General features: G+C 56.0%; 15 protein-coding genes. 5 read left to right on the forward strand and 10 right to left on the reverse strand.

From position 1 onward, the window contains the following. Window positions 1-106: 106 nt before the first annotated feature. The 3 genes from RSSM_RS12090 to RSSM_RS12100 all read right to left on the reverse strand — a co-directional run bounded on the left by RSSM_RS12090 (window position 107) and on the right by RSSM_RS12100 (window position 3,855). Window positions 107-286 (reverse strand): hypothetical protein, encoded by a 180-nt coding sequence (locus RSSM_RS12090; protein ID WP_008678691.1) that lies wholly within the window; start codon window positions 284-286, stop codon window positions 107-109. A gap of 242 nt (window positions 287-528) precedes the next feature. Further along, window positions 529-1,758: a DUF1559 domain-containing protein gene (locus RSSM_RS12095; RefSeq protein WP_008678693.1), complete on the reverse strand. Its 1,230-nt coding sequence runs from the start codon at window positions 1,756-1,758 to the stop codon at window positions 529-531. 936 nt (window positions 1,759-2,694) lie between these two features. Beyond that, window positions 2,695-3,855 carry a transposase gene (locus tag RSSM_RS12100; RefSeq protein ID WP_008678695.1) on the reverse strand — a complete coding sequence of 387 codons (1,161 nt, stop codon included), beginning with the start codon at window positions 3,853-3,855 and terminating at the stop codon, window positions 2,695-2,697. A 335-nt stretch (window positions 3,856-4,190) separates the two neighbouring features. On the opposite strand from RSSM_RS12100, the gene RSSM_RS12105 reads away from it, so the two are divergent. Together RSSM_RS12105 and RSSM_RS12110 are read left to right on the forward strand one after the other, a co-directional pair. Next, window positions 4,191-4,577 (forward strand): hypothetical protein, encoded by a 387-nt coding sequence (locus RSSM_RS12105; protein ID WP_008678699.1) that lies wholly within the window; start codon window positions 4,191-4,193, stop codon window positions 4,575-4,577. Window positions 4,578-4,804: 227 nt separating this feature from the next. Next, complete coding sequence (locus RSSM_RS12110) at window positions 4,805-7,012, forward strand: caspase family protein (protein ID WP_081613758.1); 2,208 nt, start codon at window positions 4,805-4,807, stop codon at window positions 7,010-7,012. 318 nt (window positions 7,013-7,330) lie between these two features. Here the strand turns inward: RSSM_RS12110 and RSSM_RS31635 are convergent, their stop codons facing one another. Continuing rightward, window positions 7,331-10,621, reverse strand: a complete 3,291-nt coding sequence (locus RSSM_RS31635; protein ID WP_081613759.1) for a peroxidase family protein — start codon at window positions 10,619-10,621, stop codon at window positions 7,331-7,333. A gap of 236 nt (window positions 10,622-10,857) precedes the next feature. After that, a complete protein-coding gene (locus RSSM_RS12120; RefSeq protein WP_008678707.1) occupies window positions 10,858-11,922 on the reverse strand; it encodes a lipid-binding SYLF domain-containing protein in 1,065 nt (354 codons plus the stop codon). A gap of 418 nt (window positions 11,923-12,340) precedes the next feature. Here RSSM_RS12120 and RSSM_RS12125 point away from each other — a divergent pair, with 418 nt between their 5' ends. Then, a complete protein-coding gene (locus tag RSSM_RS12125; RefSeq protein ID WP_044302398.1) occupies window positions 12,341-12,862 on the forward strand; it encodes a hypothetical protein in 522 nt (173 codons plus the stop codon). A 93-nt stretch (window positions 12,863-12,955) separates the two neighbouring features. Here the strand turns inward: RSSM_RS12125 and arsJ are convergent, their stop codons facing one another. From arsJ to RSSM_RS12150, 5 genes are all read right to left on the reverse strand, one after another. After that, on the reverse strand, window positions 12,956-14,158 hold the full coding sequence (gene arsJ, locus RSSM_RS12130) for an organoarsenical effux MFS transporter ArsJ (protein ID WP_008678712.1): 1,203 nt from the start codon (window positions 14,156-14,158) through the stop codon (window positions 12,956-12,958). Window positions 14,159-14,404: 246 nt separating this feature from the next. After that, window positions 14,405-15,418 carry an ArsJ-associated glyceraldehyde-3-phosphate dehydrogenase gene (locus RSSM_RS12135; protein ID WP_008678714.1) on the reverse strand — a complete coding sequence of 338 codons (1,014 nt, stop codon included), beginning with the start codon at window positions 15,416-15,418 and terminating at the stop codon, window positions 14,405-14,407. Between the two features lie 5 nt (window positions 15,419-15,423). Continuing rightward, window positions 15,424-15,795 carry an ArsR/SmtB family transcription factor gene (locus RSSM_RS12140; RefSeq protein WP_044302394.1) on the reverse strand — a complete coding sequence of 124 codons (372 nt, stop codon included), beginning with the start codon at window positions 15,793-15,795 and terminating at the stop codon, window positions 15,424-15,426. Between the two features lie 198 nt (window positions 15,796-15,993). Then, window positions 15,994-16,905 carry a dihydrodipicolinate synthase family protein gene (locus RSSM_RS12145; protein WP_008678720.1) on the reverse strand — a complete coding sequence of 304 codons (912 nt, stop codon included), beginning with the start codon at window positions 16,903-16,905 and terminating at the stop codon, window positions 15,994-15,996. A gap of 318 nt (window positions 16,906-17,223) precedes the next feature. Next, window positions 17,224-23,178: a hybrid sensor histidine kinase/response regulator gene (locus tag RSSM_RS12150; RefSeq protein WP_008678722.1), complete on the reverse strand. Its 5,955-nt coding sequence runs from the start codon at window positions 23,176-23,178 to the stop codon at window positions 17,224-17,226. A gap of 309 nt (window positions 23,179-23,487) precedes the next feature. On the opposite strand from RSSM_RS12150, the gene RSSM_RS12155 reads away from it, so the two are divergent. Both RSSM_RS12155 and RSSM_RS12160 read left to right on the forward strand, forming a co-directional pair. Next, the gene (locus RSSM_RS12155; RefSeq protein WP_008678725.1) at window positions 23,488-24,885 is read left to right on the forward strand and encodes an SAM-dependent methyltransferase; all 1,398 of its coding nucleotides are present in this window, start codon (window positions 23,488-23,490) and stop codon (window positions 24,883-24,885) included. Between the two features lie 503 nt (window positions 24,886-25,388). Further along, window positions 25,389-26,666, forward strand: coding sequence for an ABC transporter substrate-binding protein (locus RSSM_RS12160; protein ID WP_008678727.1), 1,278 nt, complete (start codon window positions 25,389-25,391; stop codon window positions 26,664-26,666). Window positions 26,667-26,786: the final 120 nt, after the last annotated feature.

The raw sequence follows: 26,786 nt of genomic DNA on the forward strand, positions 1-26,786 counted from the left end.
GACAAATCGCCAAGGCTTTCGGTTTCCCTTGTTTCCCCCAAAGGCTCCGCGCGTTTCGCTACGACAGTAAGCTTCCGTACGGTCCCTTAGTAACCAATTCTCGCCTTCAGTCATCGTCGTGTGGCTGACTGTTCGCGATCGTGAGGTTGTCTCTTGTTTGGATTTCCTCGGCGCTCATGCCGTCGGTAACCACTTTTGGCTCTTCGCCACCGCAACCAGGCAAGCAAAACAATGTTCCGAGAAGGAAACAAACTAGAAAGGATGAGTACGCGCGATGAAACTTCATGTTATTAGGCTCATAGATAGTGCGAAGATGTTTAAGACTCTTTCGCCGTCGGACGTTCTGATTGTCCTTACGCTTTGCGTCGGCGGATTTGCTGATTGCTGGTAATCCCAACCCAAATGGGCGTGAATTAGTCAGACCAACAGGATTCTGATTAATCGTTTGAAGGCGGGAGTCGTAGAGACAAGCTTTTCCACGAACTCCCGTCTTGATAAAATACAGGCTGAAACGTCTGCGAAACTCTTTTAGAATTCGCTGTCGATAATTTCGCGTGATGCTCCGGTGCCGAGTGCTCCCCAGAGGCCGTAAGGACTTCCTGCACCTGGGTTGTTGCTCAGGTAAATATTGCCCGCGCTAATATCTCCTGCCTCGATTGAATCGGTGACAAATCGAACGGCACCGTCACCCATCAATACATGGCACCCACCCGGGTGTTGGCTGGACATGGTTGCTTGCACGCTGAATTCTTTGAACAATGCATGGCCACAAAGCTCCGCGTTCGGCGGCAGGATGGTGAAGCAAGCGGATTGCATTGTGTGGCAGTCCGCCCACTGGAAGCCGCGTGAAGCGCTGGTGTATCGTCCGGTGGCCGAGAAGTCATAGATCGTGGCGGTCGGGCTCCAGAAGTTAGGCCGCTCGGTATCAATGAGACCTTGATCACGACAATACTTCGGATTATCACGCATCGCTTTCATCCATTTCTCACCTCCACTGGTGGTGGTGTTTGCAATGCTCGTTCGCTTGTCTCCGTCACCGAGATAGGTCGCAAACTCACCCATTGCGATGGTGTTGGACAAGCCATCGAGGCAATCGCGAAACTTCAGCTTGTTGTTGCCGAACTTAAAGAAGCCGCGCTGAGAGGCTCGGTTTTGTTCGGAAGCTTTTTCGGGAGTATTAAACTCAGCGGTGCGGCGAAGCATTGTCGCCCAGAGAGAGTCTCCCAAACATGCTCCGTAATTGGTGCGACCGAGCGAAGGCAATCCTTCACCAGGATCACTGGGGCAGCGGAAGGTTGGGAACTCGGTGGCCCAAGGATCGTAAGCCGCCAAGTCTGGTGTCGTGCCCATTGGCGGGTAGTCAAGCGTTCCATCACCATTGTCATCGCGGGGGTTGCTGATTTGTTCCCACGCCGCTTGTTGCTCGACGAAAGGGAGGATTGCCACCAAGGCACTGAGTCGCGAATTGTTGTGCTTCGTCGTCGCACTGTTTCGCCAGTGAATGGCCGTAATTGGCGTCGTCGTGTTTCCACCGGAGGTTCCTCCTCCGTGTGTCGGAAGCATCTTATAGGCAGAGTGATAGTTGTGAACGGCTAGGCCGAGTTGCTTAAAATTGTTGCTGCAGCTCATTCGGCGGGCCGCTTCCCTTGCCGCTTGAACAGCAGGTAACAAGAGACCGACAAGTACACCGATAATCGCGATCACCACGAGCAGTTCCACCAACGTGAAACCACCATCTCGTTTTTCCCTAAACATCATTCTCTCTTTGTTTGCACAGAAGCTAAATAGAATATGAGCAATTGCTCTTTCTGACGCGAACGCTTGTGATGCCTGCGAGCGACCATACAACTCGTGGGGCGAAGTATTGAGTCGCAATAACACAGAACCCTCCAATTCGCGTCTGAGACCAATAATAGGGGGACGCTATCGAGGCCTATTGGCCGAAACCCTTGCGATCAGAGACGGATGCGCACAACAGGGAAGAACGCCACATTAAGCAGCCCCTCACGGCCATCAAGGGAATGTGAGCCCCCGTAGGGCGAGTCCCGGTTTCGCCGTTCCGATGGGGGCTGAGGCCTGGTGTTTTTCTTCAATAGCACGCTTGGGGCGGGATAACGGCTTTGCACGCAGTTACCGGGCCGTACCCCGACGCAGGTGGTGTCCTTTTGTCCAAGAAAAATTCCTCGAAAAAATTGAAACCCAATGGGCCAATCGCACGTGGTCCGCTGACATTCGTTCAAAAACTCGGCGTTCTTCATCCTCCGACCTGCTTCATTGATCTCGGAACTATGGTGGTGATATCATCCACCCGCGGTCGGTCGACTCACTTAGGCTCTTTCATATTTGTCGACCGTGCTGTTAATTGTGCCACCCGTGCTGTTAATCACCTGTTAATTGTGCCACCCACCTTCCGGCAACGATTCATTAGTGAGGAAGAATAGCGAAAACGCGGCCTGATGCGGATTCCCGAACCGGTTCATTGGTTTTATTTATCCAGGCCAACGGGCAGTAGGCTAGAACGCCCTATTATCGTTGTGAGGGCAAAGTGCTGAGACGCTCATCAATACGTTGAATTCGCGTCCAACTTGCACTTTGAAGCAATGATGTGTTTTGAGGTGACGGTCGGCGCAGCAGACAACCTTCACCGTGCGTTATTTCGAGACGTTATTTCACGACAGAGAACACACGGTGAACCTACGCGAAGCAGCACGCTGTGCTGGCTTGGCCTCGGTAGTGATGGCGACCGGATGTTGCCGCGTGTTCCTTAATGGACTCCGGTCGGCCTATGCAGGAGTTATTGCCGAAGTATCTCTGCCAGTCCCACACTAAGTCCCGCCACATCGACACATCAATGCCGACTTTCGTCAGCACGTCACGCACTACCGGAGGCATCTCGGTCTTGCTGTCTTTGGTTGCTCGCTGGGCTGTCCAACGAAGCAGAGCCCAGTAGTTCTTCCATGAAAGGTGTAGGAATCCCTTGTCGCTGCTACGAACACCGTCGCTATGAACCTCCGGTTCATCGGCCAGCTTGTCGGTCGCCATGGTCAACGGACTGAGCCAACCATCTCTTAGGATCTTTCGACCGGTTGGGTTCCTGCGTTTCTTCTTTCGCTGTTCGCGAAGTTCGTCGACGGGCGTCTCGCGAAGCTTCCGCCCGGCTTCGTCCGTTGGGATTGGCTTGAGGTCAAACGCTGCCGAGTTAAGCTTTTCACCTCGGCGTGCCTTAGCACGATCGTAAGCACTCGTGTGCATCGCCTCCTCAGGAGTCTCCGCCATCGCCGCACGAACCGGATTGAGATCGACGTACATGCTGCACGCGAGCAACCCAGCCTCGTCAACGATTCGCTGGGCCTTGAAGCGTCCTTCCCAAAAGCGGCCAGTGCATTCGTCTTGCTTGTTGGCCATTCGGGCAATCGGTTCCGCCAAAGCTCGCATGAACCACGAGATGTCTGACAGACGCTTTCGGACCTCGGCGAGTCGTTCCTTGTCACGAGTCAGCATCTTGACGTCATTTCCCGTCGGTTCAGCCAGATGCTCCTCCAACCTGCGACCAGGAAAGACACGCAGCCAGCGGATCGCAACCTCTTCGTCGGTCCACTCTGCACAGACATCCGGTCGATTTCGCAGAATTTGATGCATGTGATTGCTCATCACCGCGTAGGAAAGCACGTCGACGGCAAAAACCGACGCCAGAGCCTCCATCCGCCTGCGAATCCATTCCTTTCGAAACGAAAAATCTTTGCCCGACTGGTGATCGACTCCGGCCAAGAACGCCCGCCGCACACAACGCTGGACGACATGCACGACGCAAACTTCAGCGGGATCAAACTGTTCGGATCGTTGAGGACGAGGCATCTGAGGCTCCAAATACGTAACAGCGACCCACCCAATCTATCCCCATCCGGACGAAGCGTCAATGGATGGTGGGTGGCACCATCCAGAGAGGATGTGGAATTGTTTGAACGAACTGTCCGATGAATTTGTTCGTTTCGCATTAGATAAGCGGTCGATGTGTTTGTTCGCTTGGATATTCGCAAGCGGCCTGCTATCCGCCGCCTTCGAGACCTGATAGACGTTTTCTGCGAAAGAGCCTCGTCATGAGCACTGTTAGCCCCAATCATCGCATTAATCCGTATCAACCTAACGCCACTCGTACTGCCACTCCGCAGTCGCAGGAATGCTCTGACGTTGTGTTGTTCAATGAAAATCACGTCGCGATGGCTAGCTTTTTAGGGACACCGCTCGCCGGTGCCGCGTTACTCGCCTTTAACGCGCAACAATGCGGCCACAGGGGACAAGCAGTTTTTGTCCTTCTGTGCGGCTTTTCGTTCAGCATCGCAGTCCTGGTGCTCGCAGCAGCAGTCGGCGAATTGATCCCGGGGCATTTTGGTGTTTTGATCGGCGCGGGCTATGCGTTCGCCATGAAATCGATCACGACCAACATGTTTGGTAGCGAACTAGAAAAATCCACCCCACCACGCCTCGCCGGCCTGCGGGTTATTGGGGTCACCGTTTGCTCCATCGTCACTCTCATTTCTCTCATGTATATCGGAGCGATCTCGTTGAGCGTTGTCTAACCACAACGTCCTCGATCGTTCGTCTAAACCGAAATATCACGCCACCGGTTTCGTCACCTTCGGTGTCCGCGGAAACGGAAGCTCATCTCGCGCCCAAGCAAACCTGCAATGCACTGCGGTTCGAGCATGGCCGCGTCGACAGGGAATGCCGCTTGCACGCCCCCTCCCTCGACGGGTACGATAGAGACTATTGAAGGACTAGATCGTATCCCAGAGAAAGCGTTCCCATGGCTAAACACGTTGGAATGTTAACCTTGCCGCTGTCAGTTTTCGCCATCGCGGCCTCCGCCGTTTGCGGGCAAGAAGCCACTCCAAATCCGCAGGTCGCCCTGGATCAAGCGGCACCCGCGATCGAACAATCCATGTCCCCGCAGGCGGGTGATTCCACGCGAGCGATCGGAATCATAGATCCTGCCGGCGACGTCATTGAGGAAGAACGGCACCAGCCCGAACCGCTCGCCAAAGCGATCAAAGAGTCACAACAATCGGCTGAATTGACACGCGAAGCCAAAACGAGTTCGGTTGTTCAATCTGCCAAGCTACCGCGTCATGCCCTCGTCATCGGAAACGCCAACTACAAAGTCGGCGCTCTTCGCAACCCGCTCAATGACGCAAACGCGATCAGCCATGTGCTTACTGCGTTGGAGTTCCAGGTCACCAAGCATGAAAATTTGAATCACCAGGAAATGATGGACGCCGTTTCCAAGTTCTCCTACGAACTGCCCAAAGAGAGTCTGGCGTTCTTCTTCTTTGCCGGCCACGGGATGCAGCTCGACAAGAACAATTATCTCATTCCGGTTGACGCAAAATTGAAAACCGCAGCCGATGTTCGGTATCGCACGTTGCCACTGGACTATGTCTTGGATTCGCTTGGCGACTCGTTGAGCAAGGCGAAATGTGTCGCGTTGGATTGCTGCCAGAACAACCCGTTCACCCGCAGCGTGCAAACACACCGCGGCACAATCCAACGTGGACTGGCGGAAACTCGAGGCGGCACACGTGAAAACATGGTGATCTTTCATGCTACGCACGAAGGCTTGACCGCATTGGACGGTCGTGGCGACAACTCGCCCTACACGAAAGCTCTCGTCGAGACCATGTCCAAGCGACCACGCACTGGGTTGTTGCTCCGCGACGTGATCTTCGACACTGGCAAACTATTAGAACAAGCAACCGGCCAACGACCGTGGCTCAACATCGACGTCGCGATGCCGGAAATCTACCTGGTTCCACCAGCGAACGACGAAACAACATCCCAAATGGCATCCGTCGGTGGGCCTCAACCGACGATTGCAAACGAAACGCCTCAGATGCAGTCGACCGATCTAGGTGCAATCAAGATGCCGGCTGAGTCATCCCCGTCGACCGATCCATCCGATCACTCAATGAACTGTGTCGAGTTACTCCGGCAGGCGAGCACGTATGAGAACAACGGTGCGTTCGATGACGCGATGGATATCTGCAGCACGATCCTGACGCTCGATCGTGCCACCACCTACGACAAACGTTCCGCACGGCTCAAGCGAGCGAGTATCTGCCTCACTCGCGGACGAGTCGAAGACCTCAAAATGGCGTTGATGGACAAGTTAGCGTGCGGCGAAAAGGACATGCAGATCTCCGTCCGAGTCGACCAATCTTCGTTAATGGACGGCAAGAAAAAACAGGGAACCATCCGGCGAAATCAAGTCGCAACGGTGGATCGAATTAACGGCAAGTGGATTTGGGTCAAAGCGGTCCAGGGCGACAGTTCTCGGCATGGCTGGACAAAACTGACCGCATTCGTCGAACCGGCACCTACCAAGGTCGAGCCAGCTAAAGCGCCAAAGGAGTCTCGGCCCGTAGCCGAAGAGAAAAACGGGACGATCGTCGACAACTCCGCTCAGCCTTGGAATGGTTCTACCGCAACACCTCAACCGACCAACGTTTCCCCGACGCCGTCCGGGACGGTCATGCCGTACCAAGTCCAAACAGGCCAAATGACACCGCACATCCCATCGAGCTCAATACAACAAACGCCGTATAACACCAACACAGCGCAGCCCATTTACCCTTCGTCCCAACAGCCCATCCAGCAAACGCAATCACCCTATCAGCAATCTCAACGCACGTACCCACAACCGCGAACAGTTCAATCGGGTCAGTCAGGCCAGTATTACCAAGGCCAGACCAGGAACAATTCCGGACGGAACTATTCCAACCAAAACAACACCAACCAGCGTTATTCGAACCAGTATCAATCGTCTCGAAACAATTCGTCCAGTTCGAACAACTATTCCGATGTTCGCAACATGACATTGGGTCAGTCGCAGAAACTGATCGATCGAAACAATGCCCGTCGATGGCTGCCTGGCGCGGATCAACAAGCGATCACCCGCGAGAACAATCAGATCCGAGAACAGCGACAACGGCGCTGGAATGATTTCTTCGGGAAGTGACACCAGGAAAGACGGGGCATGTGTGAACGAGTTTACTCCGCAGGCTCATTAAATGGCTCGGCGGAGTGCGGCGACACTGACCGGTTCATTTCGCAGTGAGAGCGAGAGGTCTCCACAGAAACCGCACTCAATCACGCATTTTCAGGGGGCATCTCGTTGTAAAGACGCAAGAGCCCATTAGAACTCATCAGCCGAATGGCGTTAGCCGCGGTTTCGTTGTGGCAACCCGGGCTGCCGCCTTCCGGCTAATTGGTTTGCCGACGTTTTCTTGTTGGTTCTAGGTCTTTGGACGTGCGGGCTTCGAACCATTTAGCTTTGTTAAACTAGGCTTGAAACCAATTGGAAGTCGACTTCTTCTAAGACTTGGTTTCCTTCGAAGAACCACACGTCTTGGTAGGTTCCGCCGCTGAGTGCTGTCCCGCCGTGATAGCGTACCTGGACGCGGTAGGCGCCGGTCTTGGTAATTTGCGTGAACTCGTAACTGCCGTCACTCGCGAGCGACGACGTGGCGACGAGTTGTCCGCCGCCGTTGTACAGTTCGACATCGAGATCACTCAGTATGGCCGGAGACAAACTGCCGCCGTCGACAACAACCTGCCCACGCACCACACCCCACATATGAAAGACATCCTCTTGCAGTGCGTGGAGTCCTGTGTTGCGCGATATGATGTCGCTCAAGGAAGTCGCATGAACGACATTGATGACATCCTCGGGAAGTGAATTCTCGTACCACAAGCGATCTCCATCACGTGTTCGCGTGAACTGATCGGCGATGATGGTCGTGAACGTTTCTCCGATCGAACGATTCTCACCGGCGTCTTCGGCGAGGCCGCCAACCCAGAGATCGATCTGATCAACACTGCCGTAAAGGTTCCGCAGCGTGTTTTGGAGTTCGACGTTGCTGGTGATATCCGCAAAGTCATCGACGCGTGCGAGACCGTAGGCTTCACGTGTGGAATTGTAGTCGGCGAGCCCGTGATCTCGGCCGCGATTGATGTTCAATGAAGCTAGGTCAAAACCGCCACTGCCGGGTGCACCGAAGAGGAAATTTCGCAGCGAGTCAACGATCTGATTGTCGATCGTCTGGGTTTGCGTCGAAGCGACAAACTTCAGCGATGAATCAATCCCGTACTGCTGCAGAACGGACGGATTGAAAAACGCCTCGGCCAACGTGATCTCGTCGTGGACCGGATTGCTATACGTGTCCATGAATTCGAGCGAGTCGTTGATCATCGTGTGCCCCACCCGATACGCGGCGGTGGAAAACTCCGTCGCGATTCCCGGATTCACCTCGGGGCGATACCCGGTATAGGCGTCGATAAAATCTCCGCCGAGCAACGCAGGCAAGAACTCATTGAACGTAATCGATTGAACTTCCGCGATGACAATCTCGCGGGCCCGTTGGTAGAGTTCCTCGTCGATGAGTTCAGGTGCATTCGCCTGCAACAGGCCTGCCCAATAGTTGTGTTCGCGAACAAACAAGGTATGCATGGCTGTCAGGCTGACGTTTTCCATCGCACGAATATCGCCGGCGAGGAACCCGCCGTCTTCGTCAACCGGCAGCAAATCGTCGCCGCTGACTCGCATCCTGCCCCCGGAAAACTCCCGCAACGATCGGGCTTGTTCGACCGAACTGCCATAGATCATCGATCCGTCGATATAGGCGGAGATCATGTTCGGATGCTGCAACGGGTTTGACGTGTCGGTGCCTGTCCCAGGAACAGTTTGAGACCGCGTCATGCCGATCGTCGCATTTCCGGTACCCGCCGGATCGAAGAAGGGGTCACCCAATGGAACTTCGATCGGCATCGCTTCGCCGCCGTGTTCAGGAGGCTCGGTCAGATCCATGTCATGGTCGATGAACTGTCCCCAAACGTGAACGAGCGCCGACATGGCTTCGGGGTTTCCATACGAATCGGCTGCCTGCGACACAACCGCATTGCTGATTTCTCGAGCCCCCGGCAGCCCGTCGCTCACCGGAGTTGAGACACCGTCGGCATAGCGAGCGTCTGCCATCCGCAACAACTGGGAATCGTTCGCTCCCCAATCAAGATGCTGCAAATGATTGTTGGCCCCATCATAAGTTCGCGTCGTGGCGGCAAATTGGAAATAGCCGACCGCGTGCAACCATTCGTCGCCGCGATACCCCGTTACGATTCCGTCTTCCGACTTCCACGTGCCCGTTGAAAGCACATCGGAAGCCTCCGTTTCGTAGGCGGTCCCATCGATCATGATCTTGTCGACAATCAGATTCTTGTCGAATTGGTCGGTGACGCTGCCGTCGAGCAAATGTACACGAACCTGATTCGCATCCACGGCTGTCTCGGACGCGTAAACGAACGTGCCGAAGTCTCGTGACGCGACGTCGCCGCCGGTGTTCTGCCACTCCTGCACGACTTCGCCATTGATCGACAACTGCATCGTTTCGGTGCCGGTGTGACCCGCCGCGTAAATGGTGACGAAGTGATCGGCACTGCGAGCGGACTCGGAGTATTGGAAATATCCGTTGGCGTGCAACCACTCCGATTGCGGATTGCCGGGCTCGATGCCGACACCTTCACGCCATGTACCGGTGGAGAACACCGAGTCCGATTCGGTTTGATACTCTACCCCGTCAACGACCAACCGATCGACGACAAGGTTGCGATCGAGTTGACCGGGTAGGTAGAGGTCGTTGTTGAAAACGACTCGAATTCGATCGGCCGATACCGGTGAGTCGTTTTCGTATTGGTAGGCCGCGAACTCATTGTTTTGAACGTCGCCGCCAATGTTCGACCACTCTGCGACAGTGTTGCCATCGATTTGCAATTGCATGGATTCACTGCCGGTGTGCCCGGCGGCGAAGACCGTGATCGGAAGAACCGCTGCGTACCGCGTTTGAAACTCTTTAGACAGCACGACGCTCGTTTCAATGTCGCCGACCTGCGTCTCCATCACCCAATCGCCGCCACGTTGACGATTGCCAGTCACATCGTTGGACGCAGCCACATCGGCAGCGGTGAGTTCCGCGAGCGTGGCAACCAATCGGTTGCCCTCATCGCCCGAGGCCACATTGCAACCATAAAGCAATATGTCCGAATCCTCGGTCAGCGACATGGCCCAACGACGAACGCTCGCCGCGTTCTGCCGCAACGCGTCACGGTCAACGATCCGGTTGCCGATCTCGATGCGTCCGTCGTCACCATGGCTGATGATATGCACACTGGAAACATCGCGGCGCTGACTCAACGCATCGGTAATTTGAGCCAACCCGTCCTCGTCCGCAGACAACAGCACCACGTCGGCGTCCGCGGAAACAGCCTCTTCGATCAGTGAGACGTCTTCCACGCGGCTATCGATAAACACGACCTGCCGCGCGACAAAATCAACCGTAGTCCCCGCGCTATCTCCACCATCGGTAATTGAACCGGTCGTCGAAGCCGGCTCGCCGTGTATCGCCGCGTCGACGGCGACACCCGCATCACCGGCGAGCATCAGACGAGGCTCCAATGCAATCGGCGGCTCAAGCGGGTACGAATTCGACCGGGGCGTGCCCGAACGTTTTTTGCCTGCCTGTTTGCGACTCGAGCGGTTCGCTATCGCGGCGTGCCTACGGAAACTTTGAAACATGAGAGTTCGTCGTGTGGAGTGGAGGTCAGACTCCCGGGCGGGAGCCCCTCAATATAGTCGCCCACAAAGCAGGGGGCGTTGATTTTCACCGCCCCGAGCACACGCAACCTCAACACCTCGTGCGTCACGCATACGCAAAATCTGCGATTTGGCGTGTCCGTTCCTTGTTGCTGAATTCGCCCGATTCCCGGTCACCGAATTCTGGCGTCATCGACAACCATCGTCGGGAACATACCTTAGCGGGCCGGTGGTGGTGGCAGGTTCAACGTCGAAGCGTCTGCCGTGAGAGCCACCTGGTAGTGCTTCAGCAGGCCGAAAACCGATTGAAACGCCGGTTGCGACGACAAATCTTTGTAGCGTACGTCGCTCGCGACGGTTTGGAAACGCAACACAACCTCCTGCAACTCCTCCGCAGACGGATGGGGACCGCCGACAAACAGACTCGGCGGCAACGCGAGATACGATCGCCACTGCGGATCGAGCAGCACGTCGAGTTGCGGGGCGAGTTGTTCGAGCTGGTTCCGCAGGACGTCGGTCTCCTGCGCACCATACTGTTGAGCCAACGCGCCTGGGTTGGACGCGTGAGGCGTACTCGGGACCGCGTTTGCGTTGTCGACCGGCGGCACCGTCGTGGGCGGCGTCGCTAGCGATGCGACCGCGAAAGTCAATTGCTGGGCCAATTCCGGCACGACAACTGGGCCACCCGGGACCGCAGGCCGGTAGTAATCCCCCGTCGCCAATTGGTCCACACTTAGCACCGATCCGTCGATCGACACACCGGCGAACAACCCACGGCTGCGCGAGTAAGAATAGATCTCCGCCTTCAACATCGCATCGGTCGCGACGGCACCTTGGCGACCGACCGGGCCCGCCGCCGCGGCCACATCAGCACCGAGGGTCATCTTGCCCTCCAAGATGTTCTGCACGCTGCGTTCAGTCTTGAATACCAGAACGATGTCCGACGACTGCACGCCCGCCTGCCAGCCCACGTTTCCTCCCGTAAGGGTGATGAATACCGGGGCGTGCCAGACACCGTCCTTTTCTCGCACGAACAGCAACCCACGGCCGTGTCGTGCCCCGACGATGAAGCCGCCTTTGATCACGTCCGGAATAATCGCCACGCCATGAGCATCATTCAACATCGCATGCGGCACTTTGCTCAGCGGACCGACGAGCACCTCGTTGAGAACCACCGAAGCGGCTTGAACGGTTTGCTCCTGAACGACCTGCGCCGAAGCCGGTTTCGGCGTGACCGCGATGGCGAAAGCAAACATAATCAAACAAAAACCAGCACGATCCATCGGACTTTCCTTATATCATTCAAAAACAAACGCAGCGGGCGCGAACGAGCAGTCTATGGGCAATCGGGAAACGACAGAAGACCGATCCGCCCCTACGCAAATCTCGCATCCAAGAGGATCTCGCGAGTCACGCAGATTCGAACCGGTCTGGACACGATCGAACCAAATTAGCGAAAGACAAAACCTACCAAAACAAAGCACCTCTCCACGAATTGCTCAACCGGCCCGCATTCGCCACGGTCTTAGTAAAACACGAGACCGAGGCCAGCCAGCAAGTCCAAGGCTCGCCAGCAAAGCCAAGGCCCGCCCCCAAACTCAACGCCCGAGGCAGAAACCCGGGGCGACCATGGGCGTCCGAGGCACGACGGGAAGTCGGATCGAGTCGCGGAAAGTGCCTCAAAAATACCGGGATGCGATCATGTCCGAACCCGTCGACGACAAAAATTCATCTGTCAACGCGATCACATCAATCCGTGACGCGTTCACGGCGATCCGTGAGATCATGTTGGTAGTCGCTTTACTCGTTCTCTTGTTCAGCCCCACGACCGTCCGCGATGTCTTGCAGGACGCAGGCATCCGGTCGTTTGCGGGCGTGGAGTTTGACGAAGATACTTTGGTCGAAGTCGAAAACGCGGGCGACCGGGTTGCCCAGCTCGAACAACAACTGCTCGCCGCGCAAACTCAGCTCGAAGCCCTAACGCAACAGAACACCTTCCAAGCCGATCCACGTCTGAACTCCGTTTCACGTTTGCTCGCCGACGCCCAACGCAACGCGACCGAGATGGGCGAGAGTCTCGACGAAGCGAAAGAGAAACAGATCGAGCTGTGGAACCGCTCCGGAAAGCCGCCCCGCCGGTACGGCGGACAACCGCACACCAGCCTGCCCGAACCCGCCGTCGAACAAGCACTCGTCGTGCCCTCGGAACTCTTCCAGCGGTAGCCAACCCGTAGCGTTGTCCTTCGTAGACCGATCAAGACTCAGCGGCTACATGCCCATCGGCTTCACTCCCAACCGCCTCATGCCCCGGCCGTCTCATGCTCCGGCCGCTTCCACCGCGAGATCACCGGCGGTTGTTTCTTGCTCGCTACTGCCCTGCTCTTCTTTCGTAGGCAGCCACAACGTTGAGATCACCGCAGCCACCACCAACGCGGTCGATGTCCACATGCATCCCGGCAAGCCCGCGTACAAATACGTCACGCCGGAGAGCAACGTTCCCAACAAGCGTCCGCACGCGTTGGCCATGTAATAGAAACCCACGTTCAATGCGACTTGGTCGGAATCGGTGTACGCCAAAATCAAATACGAGTGCACCGACGAGTTCACTGCAAAGACGATCCCGAACAACGCCAAACCGATCAGGATACTCGTCGTCGGATAGAAGTCGGTTTGAATCGCCAACGCCATCGCCGCGGAGACGATCACGAGAGCGAATCCCCACATCTGAGCCGCTCGTGCTTTCGTTGCGACGCCACCATCCCTGCGAATCATCCGCGGCGCGAAGGCTTGCACGAATCCATACCCGATCACCCATGCGGCGAGAAACGCCCCCACACCGGTGAAGCCCCACTCTAGCTGCGAGGCCAGGAAGATCGGCAATCCGACGACGAACCAGACATCGCGTGAACTGAACAAGAAAAACCGTGCGATCGAAAGCACGTTGATCTCGCGACTCTTGGCGAACAACTGAGTGAACTTCGTCTTCGCCTTCGAACGTCCCATGTCCGCATCGAGCATGAACAAGGCGAGCAACAGGATCACCGCGAGCACACCCGCCATCGCCCATAGCGACATCACGAAACCGAGCCCGGTCAACATCACACCACCGAGCAGAAAGCCGAGCCCTTTCAAAGCGTTTTTTGATCCCGTCAGAATCGCGACCCATTTAAACAACGCCGTTTCGTTTTCCGCATCCGAGCCTCCTTTGACCAGCAACTTGACGGCGCTCTTGGAACTCATCTTTGTCAGGTCTTTCGCGATCCCCGACAACGCTTGGCTCGTCATCACATACGCGACCGACAACCCGGCCGCCCAGGTCGGCTGAACGAACGACAACATCACCAACGCAACGATCTGTGTTGCGAGACCCGCGAACAACGTGATGCGAAGCCCGATCCGCGATCCGATCCAACCGCCGAACAGGTTCGTCAAAATGCCGCAAAACTCATACAGCAAAAACAGAAACGCGAGGCTAACCGGTGTGTATCCCAGTTCATGGAAATACAACAGCACCAACATTCGCAACGCGCCATCACTCAGCGTAAAGCCCAGTAGGCTGCCGTTACGAGAGCGTAGTTTCGAACGTCCATCTCATTCTCCTAAACCCGATCCGCAAACCCTGCAGATACGACTGAGACCCAATCATTTTTCATAACAGTCGGTCGACGCTGCAGCGATCACAGCGACGCGCAAGTACTTCGCGAGACATACCACGCAGCACACAATGCAACCCACCACGCAACCACGCGTCCCGGAGATACCGAATTACGCGGGAAGCGACGTCGCGACCTTCTGGACCAACTCCATCATTCGGTTGGCGTAGCCGACCTCGTTGTCGTACCAAGCGAGGATCTTCACCTGCGTATCATTGACGACCATCGTGGACGGTCCGTCGACGATGCCCGAGCGAATGTCGTTGGTGTAGTCAGCCGATACGAGTGGCTTTTCTTCGAAACCCAAGATGCCTTTGAGCGGACCATCGGCGGCCGATTTCAGCATTGCGTTGATCTCTTCAACGGTCGTCTTCTTCTTCAGCTCGAAGACGCAGTCGGTGAGCGATGCGTTGAGCAAAGGAATGCGAACAGCGAGCCCGTTCAGCTTGCCTTGCAGTTCCGGGTAGATCATCGTGATCGCCTTTGCCGATCCGGTCGTCGTCGGAATCAGCGAGTTCAGGCACGACCGGGCACGACGCAGGTCTTTATGCGGAGCGTCCACAACGACTTGCGTGTTGGTCACATCATGCAGCGTCGTGATCACACCGTGTTCGATGCCGATTCCCTCATGGATCACCTTCACGACCGGCGCGAGACAGTTCGTGGTGCAGGATGCGGCGGTGACGATATGGTTCGTGTCGGGATCGTACAGGTCGTCGTTACACCCCATGACGACATTCAACGCACCATCCTTCACCGGCGCGGCCACGACGACTTTCTTGACGCCGTGATCGAAATAAGGATTGAGCGTTTCGGGCGTTCGAAACTTGCCGGACGATTCGACAACGATGTCAACGCCCATCTCTTTCCAAGGGACGTCCTGCGGCGCTGCGAAGCCACTGACGGTTACCTTCGATCCGCCTACCGAGATCGCGTCATCATGCGATTCAATGCCACGGTCCCAACGCCCATGAACGGTGTCGAATTCTAACAAGTGAGCGCATGTTGCCGCGTCACCTTTGACTTCATTGATGTGAACAATCTCGATCTCAGGCGAATCCCAGGCTGCCCGCATCCCGAGCCTGCCCATTCGACCAAAGCCATTGATTCCGACTCGAACCGTCATCCGATTTACTTTCTTTTCGTGTCCGGGGGTTTGTTCTGCCGTTTGGACGCTTTCACGTCTTCACAACACTCTGCCGTAATGCACAATTCGGTTTGTCCCTGACAACAATCTTCGATCAAGAACCCCATCAGACAATTGATGCCTCGGGGGTTCATTGAATAGATGATCGAGCGACCGTCCTTCCTCGATGTCACCAAACCAGCGTTGGCGAGCTCTTTGAGATGAAAGGATAAAGTCGCCGCAGGGATGCCCAGTTGCTCCGCGATCTCTCCCGCAGGAAATCCCTCTTCGCCCGCCTTGACGAGCATCCGAAAGACCATCAACCGCGATTCCTGTGCAAGCGCCGAAAGCGCCACAACGGCCTCGTTTATTTCCATGCTTCTAAAACTATCTAAGTGTTTCTGAATTGTCTACCGGTATCGGCAGTCTCTGAATACAGCAAGAGTCCGATCCTGACGAAAATCAAATTTCGCCGAAAAGCCCGCGTTTTACGATCGTTTCTGCGAGGTTCGCGGCTCTCGATCGCCGAACGTCCGGCGTCATCGCATGTTAAATTAACGTGAAGACGGGCGAGATCACAGCAGCCCGAGGTCACGCAGGATCGCGGCGACCTGTTCACGCTCGGGCGGCAGAAACCGATGGAAGGGCAACGCCGGCAGGTCACTGCAGATCCCCATCAACGACGCCGCCGACTTGGTCGCCTTGATGTGACGCGACGCGTATTTGCCGATCTCATAGATGGATTGAAATGCGTGGATCTTTGCCTGGCACCTTGCATGTTCCTGCTCGTCTCCGGACTGCAACGCACGATAGCAATCGACAAACAACGTCGGTGCCACGTTGGCTCCTCCGTTGACACCGCCGTCGCCTCCCAACGCGTGGGCTTCCGCCAACAAAGCCTCCGGTCCGATCAGAACCGACCAATCCGGCCGCACCGACTTCAATTCACACAGACGTTTGAAATAGTCCAAATCACCGCTGCTGTCTTTCACCCCGATCACGCGATCTAACTCTGCGAGGCGTTGCAGCGTATCGATCTCAAACCAAACCTTGGTGAGCTGCGGCATGTTGTAGAGAACGACCGGCAAGTCTACCGACTCGACAACCTTCCGCACGTAACCGAGTAACTCTGTCTGCCCGGCCGGAAAATAGTAAGGCGTGGTCAGCACCAAAGCTTGAGCACCACACTCCTTCGCGTGCCGCGCCAACTCCACCGTTTCAACAAACGCGGTGTCCGTGATCCCAACAAGAATCGGAATGCGGCCGTCGATGATCCGAACGGAGCGTTCAATCAATTCACGGCGTAACCGGTAACTCAAACTCGGCGCTTCGCCTGTCGTCCCAAGCAGAAACACGCCAGAGACACCACCTTCGATCACATGCGTCAGCAAACGCTGCAGCCCGTCATGGTCGAGTTGATCGTGATCGGACAGCGGAGTGATCAGCGGGGGAACGATCCCGCGTAAAGAGAGAGTCGGTGTGAGCACGTGTAAGAATCGACATGAGAGGCGGCGGAAGAATTCAACGCGAACGTCAGAATCGAACGTTATCGCGCATTCTGCCCAGCCGATCTACCGGTGAATGAAATACACCGATCTTGAGAAACGACTGCTAGGGACCGGCACGGTCAACGTGATCGCTCATGTGATTGGCGTTCGAACGCCGTAATCCCGTTGCCGGATCCCCTAACAGTCTGTCGGCTTTCCCACCGCACCTCTCGCGAAGCACAAACAATTGCCGAGCGGCCTGGATTCGCTCGCCAATTGTTCACCGCAAGATACCGACGGTGGGCTCCATGCCGACACTCAGTGATGAACCGTTCTGTCCTCCACCGGATGATCCTGATGGATCGCATTTGAGCCGGATGCAACCTCGGTGTCGTCGATCGGTGGCGGCATTTCCTTTTGCTCGCTACGCGCCCTGGCGAGAAAACCGTTGATTTCTTGAAGCGTATCCAACAACTGTTCGGCATCGGAGTTCGCCACCGCCAACTCGCCATTGCGGGCCAGTTGCGAGAGTGGATCGAGCCCGACCGAACCGCCTGTTCCTTTGATCCAGTGCAAACTCCGTGAAACCTCGTCGAGGTCTCCGGCGTCGTTAGCCTGCAGAATCTCGGGAAGTTTTTCGGACACGCGGTCCACGAATTCACACGCAAAGCTACGCAACCAATCGTCCGGCAACACTGTTTCGCTGAATCGCCAGTCGCGTTGAGGCGTTTTCTCGATCGATTCGAATTTCGGCGAATGCATCATCGGGGCCATGCTCATCGGCACGTCGCTACCGTCCGATCCGAACGACGCGACACTCTCACAGTTGTCCACGCCCGCCGATGCGTCGTGAACCAGGTTCAACAAGGCGTTCAGGTCAATCGGTTTGGCGAGGTATCCCGTGCAGCCTGCTTCACGGCAACGTGCCTCGTCGGCTTGCATAGCGTTTGCGGTGATCGCGATGATGGGTTTGCTAAATCCGATCGCACGCAGTTGGCTCGTTGCGGTGTAGCCGTCCATGACCGGCATCTGCATATCCATCAAAACCACGTCCACCTCGAGTTGATCTGAGACCAACTGATCGATCGCCTCGTGCCCGTTGGCTGCGGTAAAGACAACTCCGCCGGAATCTTCCAGCAACAGCGTGATCAGATTACGGTTGGTCTCACTATCGTCGACGACGAGAACTCGTGTGGCAGGCAACGCAACGCGAGCGAACTCTTTCTTGACTCCCTCTTTGGCCATCACCATCGCTTCGTTAGGCGACAACATTTCGGCTCCTTCGGCAGCCTCGAGCGGCAACAGCAAACTAAACCGCGTGCCGACATCGAGTTGGCTCCAAACCGTCAATTCCCCGCCGAGCGCGTCAGCGAGTCGTTTGCTGATCGCCAGACCGAGACCGGTGCCGCCGTACTTGCGAGTCGTCGATGTGTCGGCCTGAGTGAACGGTTCAAAGATCTTCTGCAACTGCGTCGGGGTCATGCCGGTTCCGGTATCGTTGACCGACACGACAAGGTGCGTGGGCGATTCCGCCGAGCCTTGGGTATCGAGCACGATCGAAACGCCGCCCTCATCGGTAAACTTGATCGCGTTGCTGACGAGGTTGCTGATGATTTGTCGGAATCGCGTCGGATCGCTGATCATCTCCGAAGGCAATGGAGCGTCGACTTGGATTTGCAGGTCGATTTCTTTTTGAATCGCTTTGGATTGCAGCGATGTCACGACTTCACCGACCAAGTTCGACGGGTTGCATGGCACATACTCGGGAACAATCTTGTCGGCTTCGATCTTCGAGATATCAAGAATGTCGTTGAGCAGGTTGAGCAGGTGCGTTCCGTTGGAGTGAATCGTTTGCAGATGCGAATTCCGGCTTTCTTCGTCGGTGACGACGCCACGCAGCAGCAACTCGGCAAAGCCCAGGATGCCGGTAATTGGTGTTCGAATCTCATGGCTCATTCTTGCCAGGAATTCGCTCTTGGTCGCGTTCGCCTCCTCGGCCGCTTCCTTGGCGAGTTCGAGTTTGTCTTTCGTCGCCCGCAACTGACTCGCGGTTCGCTCGAGTTCCCTCGAACGCTGCACGACCGTCATTGTCCGTTCATGGATTCGGGCTTCGAGAGTCTGGTTGAGGTCTTGCAGTTTCTGAAAACTGTCCGCCTTTTCCAACGCAGCACCGGCGGCGGACGTCAGGTAGTCGGCAATGCGAACTTCGTCGTCGTCGAACAAACCCGAGAAGCGTTGGTTCGTCAGATACAGGTACGCGACGACCTCACCGTTGATGTCGATCGGGCTGCACAGGAACGTGCCTTCGCGAACCGACGTCACTCCTCGTTCGGAAATGTTCTCGACGTCACGGATCACGGTCGCGTGGGTAGTACGCGATTCGGCGACGAGCTTCTCGTCATAGAGCTGCCCGGGCGGGCTCGTCAACGGTGCTTCGTGGGGTGCCGTTTCAAAGACAATGAACACGTTCTCACCGCGGAGAATGCGTTTCGCCGCATTGCAAACCTCGACGTGAATATCATCCGGCACGACGGTGGTTGCAATCCGTCGTCCTGATGCGAGCAGAGAGTCGAATCGGTCGATCAGCGAGAGTGATGCCTGTTCGTTAACGAGCTCTTTGGATTGACGCACACCGGCGAGCAAATCCAACGCGGCCTTGTAATCGGCATCGTCGTATGGCAATGACTGCTCGATGCAGAACTCGCACATTTTGACGACCGACAAAGCGCGTTCGACCGTCGCGTCCTGCCGGCTCGCTTCCTCGACGCTGCGATGATAATAGGCCAACGCCAATTTTGGTTTTTCCGCAATCGCATAGGCCGCCGCCAACTCACGCAGTGCATGTGGCAGTTCGTTCGTGTAACGATTTCCGATCGCGACCGCCTTCTTCGCGGCTTTGATGAGCGCAATGATATGTTGCCGTCGCGCTTTTCGCGTTCGACACGGTTTCGTTTCGAACACACGCCGCATCGCTGAACACAACCATGCGTAGCACGGACTGATGTACGTGTTCTCGACGGAGGCTTCTTCGGCGGTCAGGATCGCTTTTTCAAACAGCCCCACCGCGTTCGTGTAACGGTCTTGGTAGAATTCCCGAACGCCTTTTGCAAGCAGCACTTCGCAGCTTCGTTGAGGATCGAACACGTCACGTTCGAGTTCCGTTTGGATGACATCGTAGGGAATGTCGCCCATCGCCGCGCGAGCCCAGACATCGACGATGTTCCCGGTCGCCTGGAAGTCACCGCGTTTGACGGCGGATTGATAATTGATTTTGGCGAGCCGGACAGCTTCACCGAGATTGCCCAACCGGTAGTGCGACGCGGCCAATTGGTAACGCGCGATGTGCACTTCCCAGTAGTCGCCGGTCCGTTCCAAAACATCGACGGCCTGTCGAGCCTGGTCGACGCACTCCTCGAAACGCGAGAACGAATACAACAGGATGCTGAGGAAGTTACGCGATTGCCCTTGGCCCCAAACGTCATCGAGTTCACGACGCATTTCGAGTGAGCGTTTGGCATAGCTGACACCGCGGCTCTCCCACCGCAGCAACGTCATCACCGGAGCGTGTTCGGAATACGACTGAGCAACGTAGCGGTTGACCGGATAGTTCTCCGACCGGTTCATGCCGCGGAGGTGTGCCCACAGCGTGTAGTATTTGTCGCGGGTGTACCAGTACGCGTGAGCGATCTGGCTATACAGCGACAAGGACATCTTTTCCGCTTCGGTCAGCGGCTGGTGATTGCGGCCGCAGCGTTTCGGAAAAACACTGTTACGTGTTTGACGAAGCACCTCCACCACGAGGTTCCACCACAACTGCAAACGCGAATCGCAGACAGGTTGACCGAGCTGCGTCAGAGCGGCTTCGAAATACGAGACCGCTTGGTCCTTGTTGCCACGTTTGAACGACAGTTCGCCACGTTTCAATGCGACCTTGGCGTTCGCAGTGTCATCGCCGGCGGTACGCGACGCACGATCCAACCAAACGTCAGTATGGTCATAGCGGCCCTGCAGGATCAAAACGTCGGCCATCATCATTTGGATGTGATGGCGTGTCGTAACGTCCGCAAACGCGATCGCACGTTCTGCGATGCGGAGCTGCGTTTCGGCGCTCTCGTGTGAGAAACTTTTCCGTGCCGCCTCGGCGGCTTTGAGTGCGTAAGGCAGAGCCTGCTGATGCAACTGTGCCGCATCGAAGTGATACGCGAGTTCGAAATACTTCGTCGGTGTGTTTGTTTCGAGATAGCGTCCCATTTGTCCGTGCATCGACCGAACCGCTTGGTCGGACAGATTGCTCAGCACCGCTTCGCGAATCTTATCATGCACGAACGAAACGACGTTGTTGGGACGGCTCCAAACGAGTCGATGGTGACGCACCGGTTTGATCGCAGCCTGTGCCTCGACCATGGTAACGCCGGCCAAGTCCGCGGCCGCGTCGAGACTGAAATCCTTCCCGATCACCGCGGCGGCAGAGAGTAGTTTTCGTGCCTCGGCGGGCAACTGCGACAACCGACTGACGAGAATTTCGCTCGCATCGTCGGCCGCTTGGAAGCTAGACAGTTTCTCGTTGTCGATTTCCCACCCATCGCCGTCGACCGTGAGAATGTTCGACTCAACCATTCCCCGCAAAACAGCCGCCGCCATGAACGGGCTGCCTTCGGCGTACTTTGTCACCACGTTGATTGCGACATCGGGCAACTGCCCGCCCATCGATTCGGCGAGTTGACGAACCGCCGCATCAGTCAACGGTTCGAACGTCAACGTCTCTGAAACAAGCAGATCATCGAGTTCGGCAGAGGTGCTGTTTCCTTCAGGCCGCGCGACGGCGAAAAGGAACAAGTGTTTTGTTTCACTCTCGCAGATACCGGCGAGGATTCGCATCGATTGGTCGTCAATCCACTGGCAATCATCGAGCGTCACCATCACGCAGCGATCTTCCGTACCCAGCCCCGTGATCAGGGTGCGGAACGCCATGATGACCCGTTTCTGCCCGAGCTCTTCGGGGCCAGAAATTTGTACGCTCGACCATCCGAGTGTTTTGGCCAGTTCGGGCATTGCCGTCGCGACTTCTTCGCGATAGCCCTCCATGCGGGCCGCCGTTTCAGCGCGAAGCTGCTCGTCGGTGGCGATCATTTTGGACAACTGATCGATCATCTGCAGCCACGGTGCGTTGGGCTGCTGCGCGGCGTGTTGCGAAGACCGACCGCCGAGCAACAAGAAGCCCTTGCGGGCCGCGATCCGCGAAATCTCATTGAGCAAACGTGTCTTGCCCATCCCCGATTCGCTACGCAGCAGGATCTTGCTCGATTGGCCGGCGATCGTTCGATCCAAGCCGTTCTCGAGCACCATCAGTTGATCGTCACGACCGACGAAAGCGGGGTCGGTCAACTCGGTTCGTTTGTCTGCACTTCCGATCACGAACCCGTGCGAATCGGAGCCGGACTCTAGATAGCCGAGGATCTGCTCGACGTCATGGAGAGCAGCGTGAACGGATTGATAACGTTCGCGAGGTTCTTTCCGGATCATCTTTTCGACAAACCGGATGATCACCTCCGGCATGTCCTTCGGATACAAACCGAATTCCGGATCCGCCGTCATGTGCTGGTAGAGAATCTCGCTGATCTCGCCGTCGAACGCGGGCTGGCCCGTGATCGCCGCGTGCAAGACATAACCGACCGAGTAGATGTCGGAGGCTTCGCCGATGTCGTGGTCGATGATCCCAGAGAGTTCCGGCGAGGTGTATGAGGCGCATTCGCGTCCCAACCGTGAATCACTCCCAAAAACATCGGGACACCAAAGCGGAACGTAGCCGCAGAGAACCGCTCGTCCGTCGGGCCGCATGATGATATTCGATGGACGAATATCCTTTTGGATGCAGCCGAGTTCATGAACGTGCGCCAGCGCGGTCAACAAATCTTTTGCCAACAGCATCGCTTTTCGCGCATCAAATCCGTTGCGTCGAAATTGCTGGCCGAGAGGTTCACCTTCGACGTATTCGTAAACGACCCGCAACTTCTCGTCGCGGACCTCGTATTCGATCGGGCTGGAGTAGGTTTCGCACCGGATACTCGCTGTTTGCCGGGCTTCGTTTTCAAAACGCGTCAAACCGCCGTGATGAAAAAAGCTTTTTGGAACCTCACGCAGGATCACACGACCGAGCGAGAGCTGATCCACGGCGAGATAGCATGACACTATCGACGCATCGGAAAGCTCTCTTAGAACGCGAAAGCGATCATCGCCGTTCGGTTCTTCGACAGGTGTGACAACGGGTTTCAAAAATACGCCCTCTTGAGTAACGCCGTGGAAACCTGTCCTAGTTTCAACGGCTTGGTAAGTGACCGCAGCGCTCCGGAGGGGCAAACCGAAACGCAAGGTGTGTGATGGACATTTTCATCGAGTAAATGCGACTATGTAGCGTCCGGCAAACACTAGGTTGCTCTATTCTACCTGACCGAAACTTTGCGAACTTTTCTGCCAAGAAATTCATTGACCCAATCAGAATTTGCTTTGCGACATATCGCACACAGCATAGAAACTCCCGCAGGTTTCAATTTCTTTTCTTGCGTTTACTAGTTGGGGCAAGACATGGTAGCGTCACAATACAAAGATCTTTCTATCAGTTGGGAAGAAGACTACAGCACCCGGGTTAACCCGGAACTCATGACAGGTTTGCTGCATGATGCGATTCCGGTGCTCAAGTCAGTCGATTGGCGAGTAACGGAAGTCAGCGAGGGAGTCTGCACGTCGGTGCTTCCTCTGTGTTTCGAATCGACAAATCAACACGGCACTCATCAAGCCGCACTCATTTCGCTTTCTGCCGATTATACCGGTGGTTTGGCGTTGGCCACTTTGCTGCGGGGGATTCCGCTCGCGGGTGTCCACCGATGCAAGGAAGAGAACTCAGCTTCGTTGTGGCTCGCCGCGATGGACGTGAAGTATCGCAGTCCGAGCACGGGACACCTCAAAGCAACCTGTGAGGTGCCGGAGAATCTCCGGCAGACAATTCAGCAGCGTTACTTTGCGGGTAAACGGGTGCTCGTCACGTTGAAGGTGACCTTCACGTCCAATGACGACGTGGTTGCCGAAGCCGAGATGAAGTACTTCGCTCAACCGTCGAAGCAATTGCTACCGACGAAACAGCAACCGCGAATCTCGCCGTTGTTTGCTCACAAACTGAAAGCCTCTGCCCGGATGATCGCCGGCCTGCGTGCTTCGTTTGACGATCGTGGCATGCGTGTCGACGTATCGCATGAACGCGAAGCCGCCGGACCGCACGGTGCCCTGCTCGCCAACCGGCTCAAAGGCGTTTTGCCACAGTTGCAAAACATGGTCAAAGCCAGAACGGCTCACATCGATCAAACGATCGAAAGCGTTCCGGACTTGGCACAGGTGGTGATCCTCGGCGTCGGGCTCGACATGCGTCCATTCCGCATGTTCGAAACGCTCGGACATCCGACCTTCTTTGAACTCGATCTTCCCGAGATGCTCGAAGAGCGAACGCGGGTGATCTCTCAGATGACCGACCGGCCCATGGTCAGTCGGCGGATGATCGCGGCCGACTTCAAGACCGACGATATCTCTCGTTTATTGCTCGAGCATCCGGACTTTGATCCGACCGTTCCGACGGTGATCGTTTACGAAGGCTGCTCGATGTATTTCACAGACGCGGAGAACCGTGAAATCTTGACGATGGCGAGAAGCCTCTGCCAACATCCTGAGAGCCGTTTGTGGTGCGACATCGTCACTCGAAGTGTCGTCGACGGAACGTCCGAACACGAAGAGATTTTGAAGTTCGTCGAAGGGATGGAGGAGCTCGGTGAGCGATTCATCTTCGGTGACGATGATCCGACCGAATTTATGAAGAGTTGCGGGTTTGATGATTCGCAATCGATCACCGCCGGCGAGCATCTCAGCCTGTCCGACCGATCGTTCTCGACTTATCAGTTCACGGTCAGCCAAGCTTCGGCACCAGTGCGTCGATGATTAACATCTGACAAGAACTAACGGCAACAGGTCTGCCATTTGGTATGACATTTTGAACGCGCCAGTCCTTCCGCCGCGTTGCCAACGGTGCGTAAGGGATTCCCTTACCGCACCGTTTTTTTGTGTATAGGTTTCAGGTAGGTGAAAGCCAAAACGGGAAACCGATATGGCGGTGTCCACCGCATGCAGTACCGCTCTTTTTGATACCTGTGTTGATCTGTCACAGCCGGTGAGCCAATGCTGAATCGATTGCCAGGGACTTGCGAAAATAGGTATTGCGCAAAAACAAGATTGCAGTCGTGGTGCGAAGCAAGGCAGGATCGCGACGGAGTGCTGATCGTGAAAGGAGGGCGTCAAATGAGCAAACAAACGTGCACTGTTTGTGATGCTCAGATTTCCAATGGTCGCGAAAGTGACACAGCCCTATTATCCCTGCTCCCACCGAGAGACACCTCCCTCCTCCCTTCTCGCCGGACATTCTCATTCGAATGTTAGGACGTCCCATGAAACTCAGCCGTCGCGAATGCCTCCAAGGTGCCGCTGCACTCGGTGCGAGTTTCTGCGCAAAGCCGAACGTCGGACACTCCGCGGGACCGGTGATCCATGTGAAGCGTCGGACGACGGTCCGCGTGTTGGGGACGCACGTCACACTACAGGAACAGATCCGCGAGCGGGCGCAGAAAGAACTCGGCATTGAACTGGTCTTCTCACCCGGAGGCAGCGCCGAGGTTCTTCACAAAGCATCCACGCATCCGGAGTCCTTCGATCTCTACGAACAGTGGTCCAACAGTATTCGGGTTCTTTGGCAGGCCAATGCGATTCAGTCGATCGACGTCAATCGAATCCGCTACTGGGACGAGATCAATCCGCTGACGAAAAACGGACGCTTGTCGCCCCAAGCCAAACTCGGCGCAGGCGACGCCCCTAACAAGATTCTTTACGTGCAGTCGGATGGTAAACTGGGCCCTCAGACCACGCCAAACGTGAGCTTCCTTCCCTACGTTCACAACGTCGATTCGTTCGGCTACAACCCGAACATCGTTCCGAAAGGGGAACCGTATCAGACGGAGAGCTGGGCATGGTTGCTCGATCCGAAGTGGTCGGGGAAGGTCGCCATTGTCAATGAACCGACCATCGGCTTGTTCGATCTCGCGCTCGCACTGCAAGGCAAAGGACTCATGCAGTTTGAAGATATCGGAAGCCTGACACGCACCGAACTGGACAAGATGTTTTCGATCTTGGGCCAGTACCGCAGGGAAGGACATTTCCGCGGCGTGTGGAGCAGCGTTCCTCGGTCGGTCGAATTGATGCAGCGCGGCGAAACGGTCATCGAGAGCATGTTCTCTCCGGCCGTTTACGACCTCAACGCGAAAGGCATCCCCTGCATCTACGCGTCACCCAAGGAAGGCTATCGCGCCTGGCACGGTGTGATGTGTTTGTCGTCGGCAACGACCGGCCCGGTCAAGGACGCAGCATACGAATACATGAATTGGTGGCTATCGGGATGGCCGGGGGCATTCATCGCTCGCCAAGGATATTACATTTCAAACCCCGAACGTTCGAAATCGGAATTGTCCGAGGCCGAATGGGATTACTGGTACCGTGGGAAGCCCGCCGCAACGGACTTGAGTGGAACGAGCGGGGCCCGAGTCGTTGCCAAGGGACGCGTCCGGGACGGTGGGTCGTACATGAAACGGTTCAGTAACATCGCGGTATGGAACACCGTCATGAACACCTATGAATACAGCCTGCGAAGATGGAACGATTTCCTTTCCGCGTAAGACAACTCGACGATACCGACAACTCTGCCAAACAGACATCACGACGATACCACCAAAGCTCGATAGGCACCTACGCTCGATAAGACTGCTCCTTTGATTCTACACACGTTCCCTTCAACG

Origin of the sequence: Aporhodopirellula sallentina SM41, assembly GCF_000346505.1 — a bacterium.
Taxonomy (GTDB): domain Bacteria; phylum Planctomycetota; class Planctomycetia; order Pirellulales; family Pirellulaceae; genus Rhodopirellula; species Rhodopirellula sallentina.